The following is an 18,953-nucleotide window of genomic DNA, read 5'->3' as shown; positions in this document are numbered from 1 at the left end:
CCTAGCTGTAACAGCGGAAAACCCAAGGTTTATGGCTATATGGAGCCTTACCCCATCACACCATATTCTGGTTGCCATCATGTCTTCGCGCGAAAACACCGGCATGGCCCTGGGCCTGCTCGGCGTTGTGATCTTCAGCCTCACCCTGCCCTTCACGCGGATCGTCGTGCAGGAACTCCACCCGCTGCTCAATGGCCTGGGCCGGGCACTGTTTGCAGCGGTTCCAGCGGCGTTGCTGTTGCTGTGGCACCGGGAAAAATGGCCGACCTGGAAGCAGGTCAAAGGCCTGACGCTGGTGATGGCCGGGGTGATCCTCGGTTTCCCGGTATTGTCGGCCTGGGCCATGCAAACCTTGCCGGCGTCCCACGGTGCGCTGGTCAACGGTTTGCAGCCGCTGTGCGTGGCGCTGTACGCCGCGTGGTTGTCCCATGAGCGGCCTTCGAAAGCCTTCTGGGCCTGCGCCGCATTGGGCAGTGCGCTGGTGCTCGGTTATGCACTGATCAGCGGTGCCGGCAGCATTCAGGCCGGTGACTTGCTGATGCTCGGCGCCATTGCAGTGGGCGGATTGGGTTACGCCGAGGGAGGCCGGCTGGCCAGGGAGATGGGCGGCTGGCAGGTGATCTGCTGGGCGCTGGTGCTGTCGACGCCGCTGCTGATCGGCCCGGTGGTGTATCTGGCACTGCAACATCAGGGCGAGATTTCCGCCAAGACCTGGTGGGCCTTCGGATATGTCTCGCTGTTTTCGCAGTTCATCGGTTTCTTTGCCTGGTACGCCGGACTGGCCATGGGTGGCATTGCCCGGGTCAGCCAGATCCAGTTGCTGCAGATCTTCTTCACCATCGCCTTCTCGGCGCTGTTCTTCGGTGAACATGTGGAGCCGATTACCTGGCTGTTTGCCGGCGGGGTGATCGTGACGGTGATGCTCGGGCGCAAGACAGCGATCAAACCCAATCCTGTGGGAGCGAGCTTGCTCGCGATGGGGACATCACATTCAACATCTCTATCGACTGTAAATCCGCCATCGCGAGCAAGCTCGCTCCCACAGGATCAGAGGTAACCGTCGGAGCGCAGCAGGGTTTCCAGGCAATGCTCGCTGATGTGATAGAAATCCTTCAGCTCCTGAATCTTCGCCAGCAACTGGGCCGGGTCCACCGGCTCTGCGCGTTTGACCGCCAGGATCATCTTATTCTTGTTGGTGTGGTCCAGTGAGATGAACTCGAACACCTTGGTCTCGTAACCGCAGGCCTCAAGGAACAACGCGCGCAAACTGTCGGTGACCATCTCCGCCTGCTGGCCCAGGTGCAAGCCGTATTGCAGCATCGGCTTGAGCAGCGCCGGGCTCTGGATTTGCAGGCGGATCTGTTTGTGGCAGCACGGCGAGCACATGATGATCGCCGCGCCGGAACGGATGCCGGTGTGGATCGCATAGTCGGTGGCGATATCGCAGGCATGCAGGGCGATCATCACGTCCAGCTCGCTCGGCGCCACGCTGCGCACGTCACCGCACTTGAACACCAGGCCGGGGTGTTCAAGCCTGGCGGCGGCGGTGTTGCACAGGGTGACCATGTCTTCACGCAGTTCGACGCCGGTCACCTCGCCTTCGGCCTTCAAGGTGTTGCGCAGGTAATCGTGGATGGCGAAGGTCAGGTAACCCTTGCCCGATCCGAAGTCCGCCACACGCACCGGCTTGTCCAGCGCCAGGGGGGACGACGTCAGCGCATGGCTGAACACTTCGATGAACTTGTTGATCTGCTTCCACTTGCGCGACATCGCCGGGATCAGCTCGTGCTTGCTGTTGGTCACACCGAGGTCGGCGAGAAACGGCCGACTCAGGTCAAGAAAACGGTTTTTCTCACGGTTGTGCTCGGCCGAAGGCACTTCGCGCAATTGCTGAGGTTGGCTCTTGAACAGCGATGACTTGCCTTTTTTGCTGTATTCGAGCTGGGCTTCGTCGGTCAACGACAACAAATGCGCATTTTTGAACGACGCCGGTAGCAGCCCGGCAATGCTCGCCACGCCTTCGACCAGCGGCAGGTTCTTGATGATATCGCGGGTCTTGTAGCGGTAGACAAAAGACAGGCAAGGCTGCGCCTTGACCGTCACCGGCTTGATGATGATCCGCTGCAGGTCCGTTTCATCACCCACGTACTTGGCCAGCACCAGTTTGATGAATGCGTTGTGCTCGAGGCTCGATTGCAGCAGGTCGATGAACTGGGCGTGATGATCCGGCGCGAGGCTGGCGGGAGTGGCGGTGACAGACATGGAAAAACGGCCTCGGCAATACGAATCTGGGGATGCCGGGTATTTTAGGGGGGACGAGGGTTTTGGGCACGGGGTAATTTTGCGCCAGGTCCCGTTCCCGCCGATCGGGACCTGAATTCAACCGTCGCTACCTCATGGCTCCACCAGTCGAAGTTTGCGATTGGTCGGCGAGTTGATGACGAACTTGACGATCAACCCTACCGGCACCGCCCACGTCAGACCGTTGACCGGATCAGTGACCACGGCGACAGTTTCGGAACTTGCAGCCAGATCCAGACGTCGGCGATCGTTGCTGGATTTGAGTAATCCATATGCATGGCTGACCAGCCGCTCCGCCTGGTGCATCGGCATATCCAGACTCTGCAAATGCCTCACCGCACGGCAGAACAGCACTTGATCATCAATCACACCCTCGCCTTCATGACGGGTCAGAAACGCCTGCGCTATGGCCAATAGCTCCTCATTCAAATGGGCCTGTTCATCAACCTCCTTCATGCTCAAGACTCCTGTTGCGCTTGCGCCGCCGGAGCACTCTCGGCGACAGGCCGTGCGGCGCGGCGCAAGTCAGGTCCGGCGCACGGCAGGTGCACGGCCGGATTGGGCATGCCACTGGGGGAAAGCTCATGGGTCATTTCGAACTCGGCCCGTACCGACCAGCCGCAGGCCTCCGACGTACATTGCAGGTATGCCACCCGCAGGAAGATATGCCGCCCTTCGCTGGTACGTATGCGCATCCGGCTCAAGCAGTGCGGGCACACCATCTTGTAAGTACTCATACATGCTTCCCTTGGGCCATCCGGTGGTAATCGAATTGATCAAACGCAATACTGTTTGAAACACAATTGGTGAAAGACAGGTGCTGCAAATAACGTCCGCCAGACAAAAGGAAGTGCAACGGGTGGACACGTAATAGATACGAGCCAAGCTCGTAGGAAATCACCCTGATACCATTAGGAAGTTTCGACATCGTATTCTTCTGATTCATAGTTGACGATTGATTACTTACAAGAAAAAAAGTACTCATTACGCATACGTTAAGCACTCAAAAAGCATATGTCAAAAGGAAGAGGCTCAAATTGCGTAGCAAAAAATCACAAGCTGTTTTGGCCCGCCTGAAGCAAATCACGGGTACAAAAACTGACGCATCCCTGTCTTCTGCGCTACAGATCAGCCCCCAGACACTCAGCAGCTGGAAAGGCCGCGACAGCACGCCATACTCATTATGCGTAGATATTGCACAGACTCGCGGCATCTCCCTTGACTGGTTGCTGCTGGGCGAGGGCCCCATGCTGCGGCAGCCCCATGTCAACGCTCCTGCAAATGTTGCGGAAACTGCAACAACGCAGGAAAGCACCATCCTTTCGCTGTGGCGATTGCTTGATGAGGATGACCGCTGTGCAATACAAAACGCATTGGAGGAAAAGCGACGCCTGCGGGATCTGGAAACACAACTTTCGGAAATGGCCACTATCCTGGCCTCACTTGGACACTCAAACAAAACCTGATTTGAAGTCCGACGTTTCAATGCTTGAAGGCATGCCACAAAACAATAATGTTGCCACTACTGCGAACAATCATTACGCATGAAAAAACACTCACCGCTGCATGCCATGGGCTAACCGGCAGGAATGTCAGCAATACATCGATGCCGGCAAGGCAGAACACTGCGCCAAGCAAGCTGATCAATATCCTGTCGCACCAGTGGTAACGTTGTTCGTCGCGCTGGTAACACGCCAGCCTGAACGCACTGACCAGGTGAGCCACGCCCGTCCCCCACACCAGAGCCGCCATCTCAAAGGTCATTGCCCTCGCCCTCTGAGATGACGAAGGATGTCACCGAGGCCGGCGCCATCGATCCACTGCATGAGCTTGATGCTGATGGGAATGACCAGCAACGCGCACAGAAAGGCCGTCACACCGGCTGTCAGAAAAGGCGCCAGTGGCTGGGCGACCGGGACAAACAGGTAACCGACACCCGCCGACAACAGCCAGGAACCGATGCGTTGCCAGGCCTTGAAGTTGCCGCGAGTGGTCGTGACCAACCACGCGCCAAGCGTCGCGCCGAACAGGGCTTCTCCATCGATAGCCGGCAACGTCGCAATACCCAACCCCACCATGAGCCCGCTGATACTGTTATAGGTCGAATCAGTCAGGCTCATGGGTATCTCGCGACTGCAATGGCTCAACAGTGATGGCTCCCGACTTCAGCGCCTTGAACACGGCAGCGTTGCGAGATCTGACGGCGAACTTGCGGCGGATATTGGAAAAGTGGAAGTTGATGGTGGATTCCGAGCAACTCTGAATCCTGGCGATCTCCCAGGACGTCTTGCCTTTAAGGCACCACTCCAGGGCTTGTGTCTCTTTCGTTGTCAGTTGCACCAGCGGAGTAAGCATTGCGCTACCGGGTGCATCCTCCACCAAGGTCTCCAGCGTTTGTTGCGTTTTCATAAGAACTCCCTCTACACAGAACGCCCATCGCAGGGCGTGCACCATGAGAGAGATGTTGAAGACAAGCTCCCCGCCGGACAACGTTCGGGAACTGTGTCGCGGCGCATTACAAAAGCAGATGAAGCCCTGGCTTAACCCAGCACCACCAGACGATTCGGCAGCTCGTTGCGCACATGGGTCACCGGCACATGTACCTTGAGCAACTCGCCACAGGCCTCGACGCAACTGACAAAGCCCTGCAGCGTCTGCCCCTGTTTCACCTGCTGGGTGAACGTCGCGACGATCGCATCCCAGTTCTTGTTGTCCAGGCGACTGGAAATCCCTTCATCCACCAGGATCTCCACGTAACGCTCGGCCTCGGAAACGAAAATCAGCATGCCGGTGCTGCCCTCGGTGTGGTGCAGGTTCTGCTCCAGGAACTGCCGGCGCGCCAGGTTCGAGGCGCGCCAGTGGCGCACCGAGCGCGGGATCAGATGGGTGGTTACTTTCGGCAGGCGGAACACCAGGCAAAGCACGATGAAGATGGCCCATTGCACCATCAGCAGGCTGTGCATGGTCAGCCAGCCGGTGAGGTAATGCACGATGCCTGGCACCAGTAGCGCCAGCAGGCTGGCCCACAGCAAGGGGATGTACGCATAGTCGTCGGCGCGGGCTGCGAGTACTGTCACCAGTTCTGCGTCTGTCTCGCGCTCGACCCGGGCAATGGCCTCGGCCACCTTGCGTTGTTCGTGTTCAGTCAGTAATGCCATGTCGTGAAGTGCCTGCTAATTTTTATTATCACCAGCCGCCGGACGAACCGCCCCCGCCGAAACTGCCCCCGCCGCCGCTGAAGCCTCCCCCTCCACCGCCGCCGCCAAACCCGCCACCGCCAAAGCCGCCCCCGGATCCACCGGAGCCGCCCCGGCCAGCGGGAAGAATACCGAGCATCTGGCACACAAAAACAGTCAGGATGAATAACATCACAAAAAACACGAACAATCCGGGATGCCGCGCGATGAAATCGTCCCCCGGATCGCCTCTGGATTCATACGCCGTGGAGGGTTCGTCCAGGGGGTTGCCGCCCAGCACCACCAGCATCGCCGCCACGCCGTCACTGATGCCTTTACTGAAATTGCCGGTCTTGAATGGCGGGGTGATGACCTGGTTGATGATCACCGAACTCTGGGCATCGGTCAGGCGATCCTCCAGGCCGTATCCGACTTCGATACGCAGCCGGCGCTCGTCCCGGGCGATGATCAGCAAGGCGCCGTTGTTCTTGTCCTTCTGCCCGATGCCCCAGTGGCGGCCGAGTTGGTAACCGAAGTCGGCGATGTCGGTACCTTGCAAGTCCGGCAACGTCACTACCACAAGCTGCTCGCCGGTGGCTTGCTCATGGGCCTGAAGCTGTTGGCTGAGCTGCTGGCGCACCGATGGCTCGATCATCTGCGCAGTGTCGACCACCCGCCCCGTCAGCGCCGGAAAGCTCAGCTCGGCGCGGGCAACGATCGCCACCACCCACAACAACAGCAACAGGCCTATTTTCAGGACGCGCATTGGCAACCTCTTGCGTGGTGACGCCGATTAGCGCAGTTCAGAATTTGACCTCGGGGGTCTTTTCCGAACCCGGTGTGGCTTCGAAGGTCTCGCGCACCGGCAGGTCGCTGTACATCACGGTGTGCCACAGGCGACCGGGGAACGTGCGGATCTCGGTGTTGTATTTCTGCACCGCGAGGATGAAATCGCGCCGGGCCACGCTGATGCGGTTCTCGGTGCCTTCAAGCTGCGATTGCAGGGCGAGGAAGTTCTGGTTGGCCTTGAGGTCCGGATAACGTTCGGAGACCACCATCAAGCGACTCAAGGCGCCGCTGAGCTGGTCCTGGGCCTGTTGGTACTGCTTGAGCTTTTCCGGGTTGTCGAGGGTCGAGGCATCCACCTGGATCGACGTGGCCTTGGCCCGGGCTTCGATGACGGCGGTCAGGGTTTCCTTCTCGTGGGCCGCATAGCCCTTGACGGTTTCCACCAGGTTGGGAATGAGGTCGGCGCGCCGCTGATACTGGTTCTGCACCTGGCCCCAGGCGGCCTTGGCCTGTTCATCGAGCGTCGGGATGTTGTTGATGCCGCAGGCGGTCAGCAACGTAGCCAGCATCAGCAACGTGACGACCTGCAAACGCGAGCGAAAGGTTGGACTTACATTCATCAGGATGATGCTCCCTTGTGCATTTCATGAAAAAACCGACCGCGAAACCTTCTGGGCCGGCTCTTGGGGCATAATCGCCCGCGCCTCTGGATTGCAACGGGCCGATGGGCTAAAAAGAGGCCCTGCGCGAAAACGCATCCGCCATCTGGCTGTGTTTTTTTGGCTCTGGTCTTTTGAGCCGGTACCCGAACAACAATAGACGCTCCCTAAATTTTGGCTGGCCGGCGTGTACATCGCCGTTTGGGCCCTTGAGAAAACTATTCATGAAGAAGCTGTGTTTGCTGGGCCTGTTCGTCAGCCTGGCCAGTCATAACGTATTGGCCGCCACGACGCCCGCACCCCTTGAGAACAAGGAAGCCTTCGTCAGCAACCTGATGAAGCAAATGACCCTCGATGAAAAAATCGGCCAGCTGCGCCTGATCAGCATCGGCCCGGAAATGCCGCGCGAAATGATCCGCAAGGAAATCGCGGCAGGCAACATCGGCGGTACGTTCAACTCGATCACCCGCCCGGAAAACCGGCCGATGCAGGACGCGGCCATGCGCAGCCGCCTGAAGATCCCGATGTTCTTCGCCTACGACGTGATCCACGGTCACCGCACCATTTTCCCGATCCCGCTGGCCCTGGCCTCGAGCTGGGACATGGACGCCATCGGCCTGTCCGGGCGCATTGCCGCCAAGGAAGCCGCGGCCGACAGCCTCGACATCACCTTCGCACCGATGGTCGACATCTCCCGCGACCCACGCTGGGGCCGTACTTCCGAAGGCTTCGGTGAAGACACTTACCTGGTGTCGCGCATTGCCGGCGTGATGGTCAAGGCGTTCCAGGGTACTGGCGCGAATGCAGCCGACAGCATCATGGCCAGCGTCAAGCACTTTGCCTTGTACGGCGCGGTCGAGGGTGGCCGCGACTACAACGTGGTCGATATGAGCCCGGTCAAGATGTACCAGGACTACCTGCCACCGTACCGCGCCGCCATCGATGCCGGCGCCGGCGGGGTCATGGTCGCGCTGAACTCGATCAACGGCGTGCCGGCCACCGCCAACACCTGGCTGATGAACGACCTGCTGCGCAAGGAGTGGGGCTTCAAGGGCCTGGCCGTCAGCGACCACGGGGCGATTTTCGAGCTGATCAAGCACGGTGTTGCCGCCGACGGTCGCGAAGCGGCGAAGCTGGCAATCAAGGCTGGCATCCACATGAGCATGAACGACACCCTGTACGGCAAAGAGCTGCCAGGGCTGCTGAAGTCCGGCGAGATCCAGCAGAGCGACATCGACAACGCCGTGCGTGCGGTACTGGGCGCCAAGTACGACATGGGCCTGTTCAAGGACCCGTACCTGCGCATCGGCAAGGCCGAGGATGATCCGGTCGACACCTACGCCGACAGCCGCCTGCACCGCGCCGAGGCCCGTGATGTGGCACGCCGCAGCCAGGTGCTGCTGAAAAACCGGAATGACACCCTGCCACTGAAGAAGACCGCGAAAATCGCCCTGGTCGGTCCGCTGGCCAAGGCGCCCATCGACATGATGGGCAGCTGGGCAGCCGCCGGTCGCCCTGCTCAATCGGTGACCCTGTTCGATGGCATGACCAACGCCCTGGGAGACAAATCGACACTGATCTACGCCCGTGGCGCCAACATCACCAGCGACCCGAAAATCCTCGGTTACCTGAACTTCCTCAACTTCGATGCCCCGGAAGTGGTGGACGACCCGCGCCCGGCGAACGTGCTGATCGACGAAGCGGTGAAAGCGGCCAAGGATGCTGATGTGGTGGTTGCCGCCGTCGGTGAATCCCGTGGCATGTCCCACGAATCGTCGAGCCGCACCGACCTGAACATCCCGGAAAACCAGCGCGAGCTGATCCGGGCCCTGAAAGCCACCGGCAAACCGCTGGTACTGGTGTTGATGAATGGCCGTCCACTGACGATCCTCGAAGAGAAGGAACAGGCCGACGCGATCCTGGAAACCTGGTTCAGCGGCACCGAGGGCGGCAACGCCATCGCCGACGTGCTGTTCGGCGACTACAACCCGTCGGGCAAACTGCCGATCAGCATCCCGCGTTCGGTAGGCCAGATTCCGACCTACTACAACCACCTGACCATTGGCCGGCCGTTCACTCCGGGCAAACCGGGCAACTACACCTCGCAGTACTTCGATGACACCACCGGTCCCCTGTACCCGTTCGGCTATGGCCTGAGCTACACCGAGTTCAGCCTGAGCGACATGGCGCTGTCGTCGACCACGCTGAACAAGACCGGCAAGCTCGACGCCAGTGTCACGGTGAAAAACACCGGCAAGCGCGACGGCGAAACCGTGGTGCAGCTGTACATCCAGGACGAGACCGGCTCGATGATCCGCCCGATCAAGGAACTGAAGAACTTCCAGAAAGTGATGATCAAGGCCGGCGAACAGAAAGTCGTGCACTTCACCATCACTGAGGACGACCTGAAGTTCTACAACACCCAGCTCAAGTACGCGGCGGAACCGGGCAAGTTCAACGTGCAGATCGGCCTGGATTCAGAGGACGTGACGCAGCAGAGTTTTGAGTTGCTGTAATCCCTGAAGCAACACAAAACCACTGTGGGAGCGGGCTTGCTCGCGAAGACGGAGTGTCAGACAACGATGATGTCGACTGACAGACCGCTTTCGCGAGCAAGCCCGCTCCCACATTGGATCTCAGTGTTTTCAGAAATCGGGCACTAGCCCCGCCGATTCAGCAGGTTCACCACCACCCGATCCACCCATCCCCACACCCGTTGCTTGACCCGCCGCCACAGTGGCCGGCGCTTCCATTCCTCCAGGCTGACTTGCTCACTCAACCCAAAGTCCCGTTCGAAACTCGCCGCCACCGACCGGGTCAGTCCGGGGTCCAGGGCTTCCAGGTTGGCTTCCAGGTTGAAGCGCAGATTCCAGTGATCGAAGTTGCACGAACCGATGCTCACCCAGTCGTCGACCAGGACCATTTTCAGGTGCAGGAAACACGGCTGGTACTCGTAGATTTTCACCCCGGCCCTGAGCAGTCGCGGGTAGTAGCGATGCCCGGCATAACGCACGGATGGGTGATCGGTACGGGGGCCGGTCAGCAGCAAGCGCACATCGACGCCCCGGGCAGCCGCCCGGCGCAGGGAGCGGCGGACTTTCCAGGTCGGCAAAAAGTACGGCGTGGCCAGCCAGATCCGTCGCTGACCACTGTTCAAGGCACGCACCAGCGATTGCAGAATGTCCCGGTGTTGACGGGCGTCGGCATAGGCCACCCGGCCCATGCCCTCGCCTATGGACGGCACCCGTGGCAGGCGCGGCAGACCGAAATGCGAAGCCGGTCGCCAGGCACGTCGATGGCGGTTGGCAATCCACTGACGATCGAATAGCAACTGCCAATCGAGTACCAGCGGGCCGGTGATTTCCACCATCACTTCGTGCCATTCGCTGGTGTCTTCCCCCGGCGTCCAGAACTCATCGGTGACACCGGTGCCGCCGACCACAGCCAGGCTCTGGTCCACCAATAACAGCTTGCGGTGATCGCGGTAGAAGTTGCCGACCCAACGTCGCCAGCTCAGGCGATTGTAAAAACGCAGCTCCACGCCAGCGGACATCAGCCGCTGACGCAAGGCCAGGGTGAAAGCGAGGCTGCCGTAATCATCGAACAGGCAGCGCACCCGTACACCGCGCTCGGCGGCCTGCACCAATGCCTGGACCATGGCTTCGGCGCAGGCACCCGCCTCCACCAGATACAGTTCCAGCTCAACCTGCTCTTCAGCCCGGGCAATCGCCACCAGCATGCGCGGAAAAAACTGCGGACCGTCGACCAGCAGTTCGAAGTGGTTGCCTTCACGCCACGGAAAAATCGCTCCGGCCATGTCAGCGCGCCGTGAAAATCAGTACCGCACCCACCGGTACGGAAAGACTGATAGCTGATAAACCAGCCAGTTTGCGCAACGTTTCCAGGCCGGGAGCCAAATCGAAATCCTCGGCGTTGATCACCAGCGGTTCGAGGGTCACCACCTGGAAGCGCCGGTCATCGAGTCGGGTCGCCAACAGTTCGGCCTGGTATTCGTGTTGTTTGCCGTGCAGGTCGACCATCAGCGGCAGGCGCAACTCCAACTGCGCGCCGGGAGCGAGGTCGTTGATCGGGCGCAGATCGATTTTCGTGGTGATCATGGCGTCGGGAAACCGGTCGATCTGGAACAGTTCCTTGCGCATGCGCTCATCGCGCAACGGGATGCCGCTGTTGATCGACTCCAGCTCGACTTCCACCTGCGCCAGCCCCTCGGGGTCGACCTTGCCGTGCAGCACCAGGAAGCGCTGCACTTCGGCAACATTGGCATTCTTGGTGCTGACAAACGACAGGCGCGAAGACTCGCCATCAAGGTACCAGTCGGCGCGGGCCGACAACGCGGCACCAGCCAGCAGCAGGAAAGTGAGGGTTTGGAAGGTGGAGCGCTTGAACATAGAGACTCGTAAGGCAGAGAAACCTGTGCTGAACCTTAACCGGCCTGACACAGGTTGCAAGAAATGTGTTGCCTTGAGTCTCTAAACCATCACAAGTTCCACTCAGGCCATCGCCTGCTGCACATTGCCAATGGTCGTGGCCAGGCTGTTGAGGTGCAGGTTGAGTATCCGTTCCACCGGCGCCTGATCCATCGGCCAGTGCAGTGCCATGCTGCCGACCAGGCGGCCATCGGTGCGGATCGGCAAGGCCACCGCGCGAATCAGGAACGGCAGGCGCACCGGATATTCCCAATAACCCTCGGTGCGCTGCCCGAAGCCTTGGTGCAATGCCTGCTCGGTGGTGTTGAACAGGGATTCGTCCGTCATTCGCTCGCGACTGGCCAGACGCTCCACTTCATGGCTGTCCAGTTCGCCCAGGCAGGCCCGCCCCATGGCCGAATGGAACAGGCTGGCGTGCTGGCCGACGATCTGGCAGTTGTTCGGATATCGCTTGCGCAGCACCGTGGGGATCGCGCTTTCCATGACCTCGATCCGCTCTCCATCGAAGCACGACAGGTCCGCCACCAGCCCAGTGCGCTCACTCAACTCCAGCAACTGCGGAGCGGCGTTCTCCACCAGGCGCCGCTTGAAGCGCTGCTGGCTGTCACCAAACAGGCGCTTGGCACACAACCGGTAGCGCCGATCACTCAGGCCGCGATAGATCCAGCCCTGCTCCTGCAACGTCAGCAACATGCGCGACACCGTGGCCTTGGGCAGGCTCGTCAGGTAGTGCAACTCCTCCAGCCCCAACGCCTGATGCTCACCCAGCAACTCAACAATCGCCAGGGCGCGCTCGACGGAACGCACGCTGCCGGTTTCTGCCTTGTTCTCCATGGATTCGATCTCCCTAAGCCCGGACCGGATGACCGCTGCTCTTTTTAAAAAGCACAGCAAGATGCGGGCCTGTCCGCCAGGCTCAGGCATTTTGCAGACAGCCCGGCGGCCTGCGCTTGACCCATTGAGTCAACTGCTCATGGGCATACGCCAGTTGCAACACCGCGCGGTCGGCCTGGGCCGGGCCAATGATTTGCAGGCCCATCGGCGACCCGGCGGGGTTGAAACCCACCGGCACATTCATGCTCGGCAACCCGGCCAGGGTCGGCCCGATGACAACCTCCATCCAGCGGTGGTAAGTGTCCATGCTCTGCCCGCCAACGACGCGTGGCCATGGTGTTTGTGCATCAAAAGGAAACACTTGGGCGGTGGGCAGCAACAGAAAATCGTAACGTTCGAACAATTCGTTGAGCGCTCGATACCACTCGCTGCGACTGACCGAGGCCTGATAGACATCCGCCGCTGTCAGACGCAGCCCGCCCTCGACCTCCCATCGGGCTTCGGGTTTGAGCAGTTCGCGTTTTTGCGGATCGGCATACAACCCGCCGAGGCTGCCTTGCACCAGCCAGTGGCGATGCACCAGCCAGGTTTGCCACAGGCGCTCCATGGAGAAGTCCGGCTGACAGGACTCGACTTTGCAACCCAGTGTGGCGAAGTCCTGCAGCGCCGATTCACACAGGCTCATGACACCGGGGTCCATCGGCAGGTAGCCATTGTAGTCCCCCAGCCAGCCGAGCCGGACATCCCTGAAATCCTGCTGCAACGACAGGTGAAACATCCCCGGATCTTCAGTCAGCGACAACGGCACGCGCGGATCGTACCCAGCCTGGGTGCCTAGCAAACGGGCAACATCGGTGACCGTGCGGCCCATCGGTCCTTCGGTGGCCAGTTGCTGGACGAACATCTCAGGTCCTGGCCCGAACGGCACGCGCCCCTGGGACGGACGAAATCCGTAGACGTTGTTGAACGCCGCCGGATTGCGCAGCGAGCCCATCATGTCGCTGCCGTCGGCCACCGGCAGCATGCGCAACGCCAGCGCCACCGCCGCCCCGCCGCTGCTGCCGCCGGCAACCAAGGTCGGATCGTAGGCGTTGGTGGTGGTGCCGAACACGCTGTTGTAGGTTTGCGAGCCGAGGCCGAATTCCGGGACGTTGCTCTTGCCGATAATGATCGCCCCACAGTCACGCACCCGCGCCACGCTGATGGCGTCGTGTTGCGGAACCTGCTCGGCGAACAGCGGCGAGCCCATGGTGGTGCGCAAACCGGCGGTGGCCGCCAGGTCTTTGACCGCTTGCGGCATGCCGTGCATCCAGCCTCGGGACTGCCCCCGGTCGAGCTGCCGATCACACTCGTCGGCCTCTGCCAGCAATGCCTCGGCCGGGCGTAGGGACACCAGCGCATTGACCTGTGGATTGAAGCGTTCGATCTGCGCCAGATACGCCTGCATCACCTCACAACAGGACACCTGCCGCCCATGAATGGCCCGGGACAGTGCATCGGCGTCCATTTCAACAATCGGATTGCTGCTCAAGGTTTCACCCCAAGATTGAGTTCAACGGATCTTTTTGCCCGTGGTGCTTCCTGCATGCAGTAGGTACCGAGCAACGTCAGCAAGCAGGCGAACAACACGTAGAACGATGGCGCCACCGGCGTCGCCAGGACCTTGCTCAGCCAGGTGACGATCAGCGGCGCGAATCCGCCGAAGACCATGACCGCAACGTTGTAAGCCACCGACACCCCGGTGGAGCGCACTTCGATCGGGAACTGCTCGGCCAGCGCGGTCGGAGCCGGGCCGAAAAACCCACCGATCGCACTGCACAGTAACAGTTGCATCACCAGCAAACGCTCCACCGATGGCGCCGCCGCCACCCACACATACAGCGGATACACCATCAGGAAAAACGCCAGGGTGAAGGCCATCAACACCGGGCGGCGGCCGAGGCGGTCCGACAACGCGCCAGACAACGGAATCACCACGGTCATCAGCGCCACCGCCAGCATTTGCACCAGCAGCACCTGATCCAGCGGCAGGCCGAGATTCTTGTGGGCGAAGGTCGGCATGTTCACCAACACCACGTAAAACGACACGGTCGCACCACAGGCCAGGCCCATGGACACCAGAATGCTGCGCCGGTGTTCGCGGAGCACTTGCATCAAGCTTGGGCTCGCGCCTTTGGCCTGCTTGCGCGCCTCGAGAAACTCCTCCGGCTCTTCCATGTGTTTGCGAATCCACAGCCCGACCGGGCCGATCAGCAAGCCCAGCACAAAGGGAATCCGCCAGCCCCAGCTGTCGAGTGCCTCGGGGGTCAGCAGGTGGGTGAACAATGCGACCATCGCCGCCCCGGAGAACACCGCCAGGCATTGCCCGACCAATTGCCACGAGCCATACAACCCCTTGCGGTGTGCCGGGGCGCTCTCCACCAGGAACGCCGTGGCGCTGGCGTACTCGCCGCCCGTGGCGAAGCCTTGCAGCATCCGCGCAACCACGATCAACAGCGGCGCACCCATGCCGATGGCGGCGTAGTTCGGCGCAAACGCAATCAGTGCGATGGATACGGTCATCAGGCGAATGATCATCTGCATCGCCGCCTTGCGCCCTTTGCGGTCTGAATACATGCCCAACAAAATGCCGCCCACCGGACGCATGAAAAAGCCGACGCCGAAAGTCGCCAGGGCCATCAGCAAGGAGGCGTATTCGTCCTCGGACGGGAAAAACTGCCGGGCGATGATGCTGGCCAGAAAGCCATAAACGATGAAGTCATACCATTCCAGGGCATTGCCGATAACGGCGGCGACTACCTGCCGGGTGCGCGAAACGCCTGTGCTCGAAGTGTGCATGGGGAACTCTCCAAAAACCTGGTGGGTAACGGCGGGCACGACAGCGCGCGCCCGGTCCAGCGGCAGTAGAAAGTGAGGACATCAGGCCGGCTTGAGCCAGCTCTCGGTCAGCGCGCCCCAGTACGCGGCGCCGGTCAGCAGGATGTCGTCGTTGAAGTCATACGCGGGGTTGTGGACCATCGGCCGCGATACGCCATTGCCGATGAACAGGTAGGCGCCGGGGCAGCGTTGCAGCATCCAGGCGAAGTCTTCACTGCCCATGAGCTTGGGGGTATTGGCATCGACTGCATCGGCACCGACCAGCTCGACACCGACTTGCCGAGCGAATTCGGTTTCAGGCGCGTGGTTGACCAGCACCGGGTAGGCCGGACGATGTTCGATGCGCGAGCTGCAACCGAAGCTTTGCGCCTGGGACTCGATGATCGCGCGTACGCGGTCGAGGGTCTGCTCGCGCACCTGGGCATTCAGCGCGCGAAGGCTCAGGCGCAGGATCGCCTGTTGTGGAATGACGTTGGCCGCCTCCCCGGCCTGCAACGCGCCAACCGTAACCACCGCCGCCTGCTGCGCATCGATGTTGCGCGCGACCACGGTTTGCAGGGCCATGACCACACTGGCCGCCGCCACCAGCGGATCGACCGCCAGATGCGGCATCGAGCCGTGGCCGCCGACACCTTCGATGGTCACGTTAAGCAAATCCTGGGAGGCCATCATCGGCCCCTCACGAAAACCCAAATGGCCGGCGGGTAGCCCCGGCATGTTGTGCATGCCGAACAGCGCATCGCACGGGAAACGTTCGAGCAAGCCATCGGCGAGCATCGCTTCGGCACCGCCCTGCCCCTCTTCGGCAGGCTGGAAAATCAACGTCAGGGTGCCGTCGAACTGACGGGTCGCCGCCAGGTATCTCGCCGCGCCCAGCAACATAGTGGTGTGACCGTCATGCCCACAGGCGTGCATGCAGCCCTGATGCCGGCTGCTGTAGGTCGCGCCGGTATTCTCGATGATCGGCAGCGCATCCATGTCCGCCCGTATCCCGAGTTTGCGCAGGCTGCTGCCATTGCGCAGGACTCCAACCACACCGGTCTTGCCGATGCCGGTGTGCACTTCATAACCCCACTCTTCGAGTGATTTGGCCACCAGCGCCGAGGTGCGGTTTTCCTCGAAGCCGAGTTCCGGGTGGGCGTGGATGTCCTGGCGGGTGGCGTGCAGGTCGCTGGCCACGTCGTTGAGCCAGGCAAGGATGTGCTGATATCGGGTCATGACGATTGTCCTCGGGCCGGGTGTAGTCCCGTTCTTGTTGTTCGCGGTGATTTCGCGACACATCAAAGGCAGGTCGCGCTCACCGCCAGATAACCGCGAGTCACGCGCCAGGACAATCGAATGTGGTTCCACAGAGTGGAACCTGAAGGGATATCAAGGCTGCAAACGACAACCCTGGCGCTCGCCGATCCACACCGCGCTGTTGCTGCGGCCCATGCCACTGACCGAGACACGCTTGCCGACCGGGTCATCGGTAAAGCCGCTGGCAGGCAGCCACTGTTTCACATAACCGTGGCAGTACTCGGCATCGTTGTTCATCACGTAGCGGCACGAACAATATTCCTTGGCGGTGTAGGCGCTGATGATGTCGGGGAACGCCCACAGCGCCGCCCGCTCGAGCCAGATCCAGCCGAGCAAGGCGATCAGCAGGATCAACAACAGGGAACTGAGCGGTCGACGGCGAATGAAACCACTCATGGCTGCACCTTCCCGGCAAAGGCCTTGAGCGCGAGCTGGAGCAATTGGTTGTGCCGGTAAGTGCCGTCGCGGTCATCGCCGTAGCGGACGATCACCAGCTGTTCACTGGGGATCACGTACATCGCCTGGCCCCAATGCCCCAGCGCGGCGAAGGTGTCGGCGGGGGCATCGGGCCAGGGTCGTGCCGCGCCCTCAACGGCTCGATTGAGCCACCACTGGCCGCCGGGGACGGCCTCGTCTTGATCGGCGTGATAGTGAGCGAACGGCTCGCGGTTGAACGCCACCCAGTCCCTGGGCAGCAGTTGCCTGTCTGCCCAACGCCCCTCGCGGGCCATCAACAGACCGACCCGGGCCAGGTCCCGTGCAGTGAGGTAGGCATAGGACGAAGCAACGAAAGTACCCGTGGCATCGGTTTCCCACACGGCTTGGCGGATGCCCAGCGGCTCGAACAGCGCAGTCCACGGATAGTCCGGATAGCGGCCGGGGCCGACGATGGTTTTCAGCGCGGCGGACAACAGGTTGCTGTCACCGCTGGAGTAGCGAAACGCTTGGCCCGGCGCCGCGTACTCGGCATGGGCCGCGGTGAACGCAGCCATGTCGTGGTGACCGCGGGTGTAGAGCATGGCCACTACCGAAGACTTCAGCGGTGCGTATTCGTAGTCTTCCTGCCAATCCAGGCCCGAGGCCCAGTGCAGCAGGTCGGCCATGGTCAGGTCGGGGTATTTTTGCAGGGGCGGATAAAACTTCGCCACAGGGTCGCCGAGTTTGAACAAGCCTTCGCCGTAAGCCACACCGAGGACCGCGGCCATCAGGCTCTTGCTGATCGACCAGGTCAGGTGCGGCGTCTCGGCCGTCGTCGGGCCGGCGTAGCGTTCGTAGATCAACTGGCCGTCGCGGATCACCAGCAAGGCATCGGTGCGAATGCCCTGGCGAGTGGTGTCATCGCGGGATGGGAAGGCATAGGCCTCCAGGGCTTGAAGCGCCGGGCCAGCGGGCGTCGGCGCGGTCGGCCATTGCTCGGCGGGCCAGCTTTCAGCCTGGGTCGTGAGGCTGAGCAACAGCAGGAAAATCAGGGACAGGCCTTTGGGCATGACGGGGGCTCGAAGATTGAACCTGCTGAGCCTAGTCGAGGTTGATGACAGTTCAGGAATTCATGCTGCCAATCAGGCCGCCATCGCGAGCAAGTTCGCTCCCACAGGGGAATGCATTTCAAATGTGGGAGCGGGCTTGCTCGCGAAGAGGCCAGTCAGGGCAGCGAAGATTGCGCCAGAGCCTTCGCCAATCGCTTGCCCCGCGCCCCTGCAGCCAAATCCATCACCGCCTGATCCCGCTGCCACATCGCCGCCCACTCTTGAGGCCCTCCGGCCAGCGCCTCATTCACTTCAGCCTTGAGCCCTTCGAACTGCGCAAACAACCCGCCAAGCAACACATGCCCGGCCGGATGGGTAGGTGGCTGGCGGCTGGTTTCCGCGCACCCCGCCAGCAACCCCAGCAACCGCAATTGCAAGCCTTGCGGCCAATCGCATTCCTGGCCAACGCCATACAACCACGCTGTCATGGCGCTCAGCACATAGATGTCTTCCAAAGTTCGGAACGGTTTGACGTAAGCGTCCCAACCATCCCCTGCGAGCAACTCGCACAGCGCGTTATCCAGAAACAACCGGCCATGGCTGATGTCCGGCATCAACGGGAGCGGCGCCAGCTTTTCCACCCGCACACCCGGCTCATCGCGATAGATCACCGCCAGGCTCAAGCGTGGATCGGCGCCAGGCTCCTCGCTGCGCGCCGCCACCAGCAGCCAGTCGGCGGCATTGCCGGCGGTGACGAAATCCTTGCGTCCGCTCAGGCGCAAATCGCTCAGTCGGGTTTGCATATCGGCCGGGCGCAGGCTGCGCTGTTCGGTGGCGCACAACGCGCCCAGGCTCAGTGGCGCGCTCGGCCAGAGCATGCGCAAGGCCGCCTGATACCCCACCAGAAACGCTAGCCCCGGTGTCGCCATCAACCGCCCGCCAAGCACCGCCAATTCAAACGGAGTGACCGTTCCCAACTGCTGCAACAAGGTCGCGAAACCTTCCGCCAGATCCGGGTTGGCGGGCAAGCGATCACGGCGGTTCAACAGGGTTTGCCAGGGCATAAGAGTCTCCTCGAAGGCTGTCATATAAGCATCACCAAAG

21 protein-coding genes are annotated in these 18,953 nt (G+C 61.2%); 3 read left to right on the top strand and 18 right to left on the bottom strand.

Annotation, left to right across the window (positions count from 1 at the left end):
- The first annotated feature begins 79 nt into the window (after positions 1-79).
- Positions 80-1,057: a DMT family transporter gene (locus PspS34_RS06305; protein ID WP_102672086.1), complete on the top strand. Its 978-nt coding sequence runs from the start codon at positions 80-82 to the stop codon at positions 1,055-1,057.
- On the opposite strand, the gene PspS34_RS06300 is transcribed toward PspS34_RS06305, so the two are convergent.
- From PspS34_RS06300 to PspS34_RS06290, 3 genes are all read right to left on the bottom strand, one after another.
- Positions 1,048-2,262 carry an SAM-dependent methyltransferase gene (locus tag PspS34_RS06300; protein ID WP_154861782.1) on the bottom strand — a complete coding sequence of 405 codons (1,215 nt, stop codon included), beginning with the start codon at positions 2,260-2,262 and terminating at the stop codon, positions 1,048-1,050. The two genes, PspS34_RS06305 and PspS34_RS06300, sit on opposite strands and share 10 nt — an antisense overlap.
- 132 nt (positions 2,263-2,394) lie before the next feature.
- Positions 2,395-2,757: a hypothetical protein gene (locus PspS34_RS06295; protein ID WP_057716059.1), complete on the bottom strand. Its 363-nt coding sequence runs from the start codon at positions 2,755-2,757 to the stop codon at positions 2,395-2,397.
- A gap of 2 nt (positions 2,758-2,759) precedes the next feature.
- Positions 2,760-3,038, bottom strand: a complete 279-nt coding sequence (locus PspS34_RS06290; RefSeq protein WP_090453593.1) for an ogr/Delta-like zinc finger family protein — start codon at positions 3,036-3,038, stop codon at positions 2,760-2,762.
- 300 nt (positions 3,039-3,338) lie between these two features.
- Between PspS34_RS06290 and PspS34_RS06285 the strand changes: the two genes are divergently transcribed.
- A complete protein-coding gene (locus tag PspS34_RS06285) occupies positions 3,339-3,767 on the top strand; it encodes a helix-turn-helix domain-containing protein (protein WP_102672093.1) in 429 nt (142 codons plus the stop codon).
- Positions 3,768-3,783: 16 nt separating this feature from the next.
- Here PspS34_RS06285 and PspS34_RS06280 read toward each other — a convergent pair whose 3' ends face one another.
- The 6 genes from PspS34_RS06280 to PspS34_RS06255 all read right to left on the bottom strand — a co-directional run bounded on the left by PspS34_RS06280 (position 3,784) and on the right by PspS34_RS06255 (position 6,886).
- Positions 3,784-4,065, bottom strand: a complete 282-nt coding sequence (locus PspS34_RS06280) for a phage holin family protein (protein ID WP_154861783.1) — start codon at positions 4,063-4,065, stop codon at positions 3,784-3,786.
- Positions 4,062-4,421, bottom strand: coding sequence for a putative holin (locus PspS34_RS06275; protein ID WP_057716063.1), 360 nt, complete (start codon positions 4,419-4,421; stop codon positions 4,062-4,064). Before PspS34_RS06275 ends, PspS34_RS06280 begins: the two co-directional genes overlap by 4 nt.
- A complete protein-coding gene (locus tag PspS34_RS06270) occupies positions 4,408-4,710 on the bottom strand; it encodes a helix-turn-helix domain-containing protein (protein ID WP_057716064.1) in 303 nt (100 codons plus the stop codon). Before PspS34_RS06270 ends, PspS34_RS06275 begins: the two co-directional genes overlap by 14 nt.
- A gap of 131 nt (positions 4,711-4,841) precedes the next feature.
- Entirely contained in the window at positions 4,842-5,459 is a 618-nt protein-coding gene (locus tag PspS34_RS06265) for a TPM domain-containing protein (RefSeq protein ID WP_057716065.1), read from the bottom strand.
- Between the two features lie 28 nt (positions 5,460-5,487).
- Entirely contained in the window at positions 5,488-6,243 is a 756-nt protein-coding gene (locus PspS34_RS06260) for a TPM domain-containing protein (protein ID WP_154861784.1), read from the bottom strand.
- A gap of 37 nt (positions 6,244-6,280) precedes the next feature.
- Positions 6,281-6,886, bottom strand: coding sequence for a LemA family protein (locus PspS34_RS06255; RefSeq protein WP_154861785.1), 606 nt, complete (start codon positions 6,884-6,886; stop codon positions 6,281-6,283).
- Between the two features lie 263 nt (positions 6,887-7,149).
- Here PspS34_RS06255 and bglX point away from each other — a divergent pair, with 263 nt between their 5' ends.
- The gene (gene bglX / locus PspS34_RS06250; protein ID WP_057716068.1) at positions 7,150-9,441 is read left to right on the top strand and encodes a beta-glucosidase BglX; all 2,292 of its coding nucleotides are present in this window, start codon (positions 7,150-7,152) and stop codon (positions 9,439-9,441) included.
- A gap of 143 nt (positions 9,442-9,584) precedes the next feature.
- On the opposite strand, the gene PspS34_RS06245 is transcribed toward bglX, so the two are convergent.
- The 9 genes from PspS34_RS06245 to PspS34_RS06205 form a co-directional block, all read right to left on the bottom strand.
- Positions 9,585-10,742, bottom strand: a complete 1,158-nt coding sequence (locus tag PspS34_RS06245) for a phosphatidylserine/phosphatidylglycerophosphate/cardiolipin synthase family protein (RefSeq protein ID WP_159389531.1) — start codon at positions 10,740-10,742, stop codon at positions 9,585-9,587.
- A 1-nt stretch (position 10,743) separates the two neighbouring features.
- Entirely contained in the window at positions 10,744-11,334 is a 591-nt protein-coding gene (locus PspS34_RS06240; protein WP_150812971.1) for a YceI family protein, read from the bottom strand.
- A 102-nt stretch (positions 11,335-11,436) separates the two neighbouring features.
- Entirely contained in the window at positions 11,437-12,207 is a 771-nt protein-coding gene (locus PspS34_RS06235; protein WP_150812970.1) for an IclR family transcriptional regulator, read from the bottom strand.
- A gap of 82 nt (positions 12,208-12,289) precedes the next feature.
- Entirely contained in the window at positions 12,290-13,738 is a 1,449-nt protein-coding gene (locus PspS34_RS06230; protein ID WP_223473828.1) for an amidase, read from the bottom strand.
- Positions 13,735-15,045, bottom strand: a complete 1,311-nt coding sequence (locus tag PspS34_RS06225) for a citrate-proton symporter (RefSeq protein WP_150812969.1) — start codon at positions 15,043-15,045, stop codon at positions 13,735-13,737. Before PspS34_RS06225 ends, PspS34_RS06230 begins: the two co-directional genes overlap by 4 nt.
- Before the next feature lie 81 nt (positions 15,046-15,126).
- Positions 15,127-16,302, bottom strand: a complete 1,176-nt coding sequence (locus PspS34_RS06220; RefSeq protein WP_150812968.1) for a M20 aminoacylase family protein — start codon at positions 16,300-16,302, stop codon at positions 15,127-15,129.
- Between the two features lie 153 nt (positions 16,303-16,455).
- On the bottom strand, positions 16,456-16,779 hold the full coding sequence (locus PspS34_RS06215) for an amidase (protein WP_150812967.1): 324 nt from the start codon (positions 16,777-16,779) through the stop codon (positions 16,456-16,458).
- On the bottom strand, positions 16,776-17,870 hold the full coding sequence (locus PspS34_RS06210; protein WP_150812966.1) for a serine hydrolase: 1,095 nt from the start codon (positions 17,868-17,870) through the stop codon (positions 16,776-16,778). The genes PspS34_RS06215 and PspS34_RS06210 overlap by 4 nt, the downstream gene beginning before the upstream one ends.
- A 155-nt stretch (positions 17,871-18,025) precedes the next feature.
- Positions 18,026-18,913 (bottom strand): acyl-CoA dehydrogenase family protein, encoded by an 888-nt coding sequence (locus PspS34_RS06205; RefSeq protein ID WP_150812965.1) that lies wholly within the window; start codon positions 18,911-18,913, stop codon positions 18,026-18,028.
- Between the last annotated feature and the right edge of the window lie 40 nt (positions 18,914-18,953).

Origin of the sequence: Pseudomonas sp. S34, from assembly GCF_009866745.1 — a bacterium.
In the GTDB taxonomy this organism is placed as follows: Bacteria; Pseudomonadota; Gammaproteobacteria; order Pseudomonadales; family Pseudomonadaceae; genus Aquipseudomonas; species Aquipseudomonas jessenii.
Note: the sequence above shows the minus strand (reverse complement) of the source record. Positions and strands in the feature narration are given on the sequence as shown.

Bases quoted from the DNA above. Each gene is read 5' to 3' on its own strand.
- PspS34_RS06245 (WP_159389531.1), bottom strand. From the start codon at position 10,742: ATGGCCGGAGCGATTTTTCCGTGGCGTGAAGGCAACCACTTCGAACTG.
- PspS34_RS06205 (WP_150812965.1), bottom strand. From the start codon at position 18,913: ATGCCCTGGCAAACCCTGTTGAACCGCCGTGATCGCTTGCCCGCCAAC.
- PspS34_RS06255 (WP_154861785.1), bottom strand. From the start codon at position 6,886: ATGAATGTAAGTCCAACCTTTCGCTCGCGTTTGCAGGTCGTCACGTTG.
- PspS34_RS06270 (WP_057716064.1), bottom strand. From the start codon at position 4,710: ATGAAAACGCAACAAACGCTGGAGACCTTGGTGGAGGATGCACCCGGT.
- PspS34_RS06240 (WP_150812971.1), bottom strand. From the start codon at position 11,334: ATGTTCAAGCGCTCCACCTTCCAAACCCTCACTTTCCTGCTGCTGGCT.
- PspS34_RS06225 (WP_150812969.1), bottom strand. From the start codon at position 15,045: ATGCACACTTCGAGCACAGGCGTTTCGCGCACCCGGCAGGTAGTCGCC.
- PspS34_RS06265 (WP_057716065.1), bottom strand. From the start codon at position 5,459: ATGGCATTACTGACTGAACACGAACAACGCAAGGTGGCCGAGGCCATT.
- PspS34_RS06280 (WP_154861783.1), bottom strand. From the start codon at position 4,065: ATGACCTTTGAGATGGCGGCTCTGGTGTGGGGGACGGGCGTGGCTCAC.
- PspS34_RS06290 (WP_090453593.1), bottom strand. From the start codon at position 3,038: ATGAGTACTTACAAGATGGTGTGCCCGCACTGCTTGAGCCGGATGCGC.
- PspS34_RS06300 (WP_154861782.1), bottom strand. From the start codon at position 2,262: ATGTCTGTCACCGCCACTCCCGCCAGCCTCGCGCCGGATCATCACGCC.
- PspS34_RS06260 (WP_154861784.1), bottom strand. From the start codon at position 6,243: ATGCGCGTCCTGAAAATAGGCCTGTTGCTGTTGTTGTGGGTGGTGGCG.
- PspS34_RS06275 (WP_057716063.1), bottom strand. From the start codon at position 4,421: ATGAGCCTGACTGATTCGACCTATAACAGTATCAGCGGGCTCATGGTG.
- bglX (WP_057716068.1), top strand. From the start codon at position 7,150: ATGAAGAAGCTGTGTTTGCTGGGCCTGTTCGTCAGCCTGGCCAGTCAT.
- PspS34_RS06215 (WP_150812967.1), bottom strand. From the start codon at position 16,779: ATGAGTGGTTTCATTCGCCGTCGACCGCTCAGTTCCCTGTTGTTGATC.
- PspS34_RS06295 (WP_057716059.1), bottom strand. From the start codon at position 2,757: ATGAAGGAGGTTGATGAACAGGCCCATTTGAATGAGGAGCTATTGGCC.
- PspS34_RS06220 (WP_150812968.1), bottom strand. From the start codon at position 16,302: ATGACCCGATATCAGCACATCCTTGCCTGGCTCAACGACGTGGCCAGC.
- PspS34_RS06210 (WP_150812966.1), bottom strand. From the start codon at position 17,870: ATGCCCAAAGGCCTGTCCCTGATTTTCCTGCTGTTGCTCAGCCTCACG.
- PspS34_RS06305 (WP_102672086.1), top strand. From the start codon at position 80: ATGTCTTCGCGCGAAAACACCGGCATGGCCCTGGGCCTGCTCGGCGTT.
- PspS34_RS06235 (WP_150812970.1), bottom strand. From the start codon at position 12,207: ATGGAGAACAAGGCAGAAACCGGCAGCGTGCGTTCCGTCGAGCGCGCC.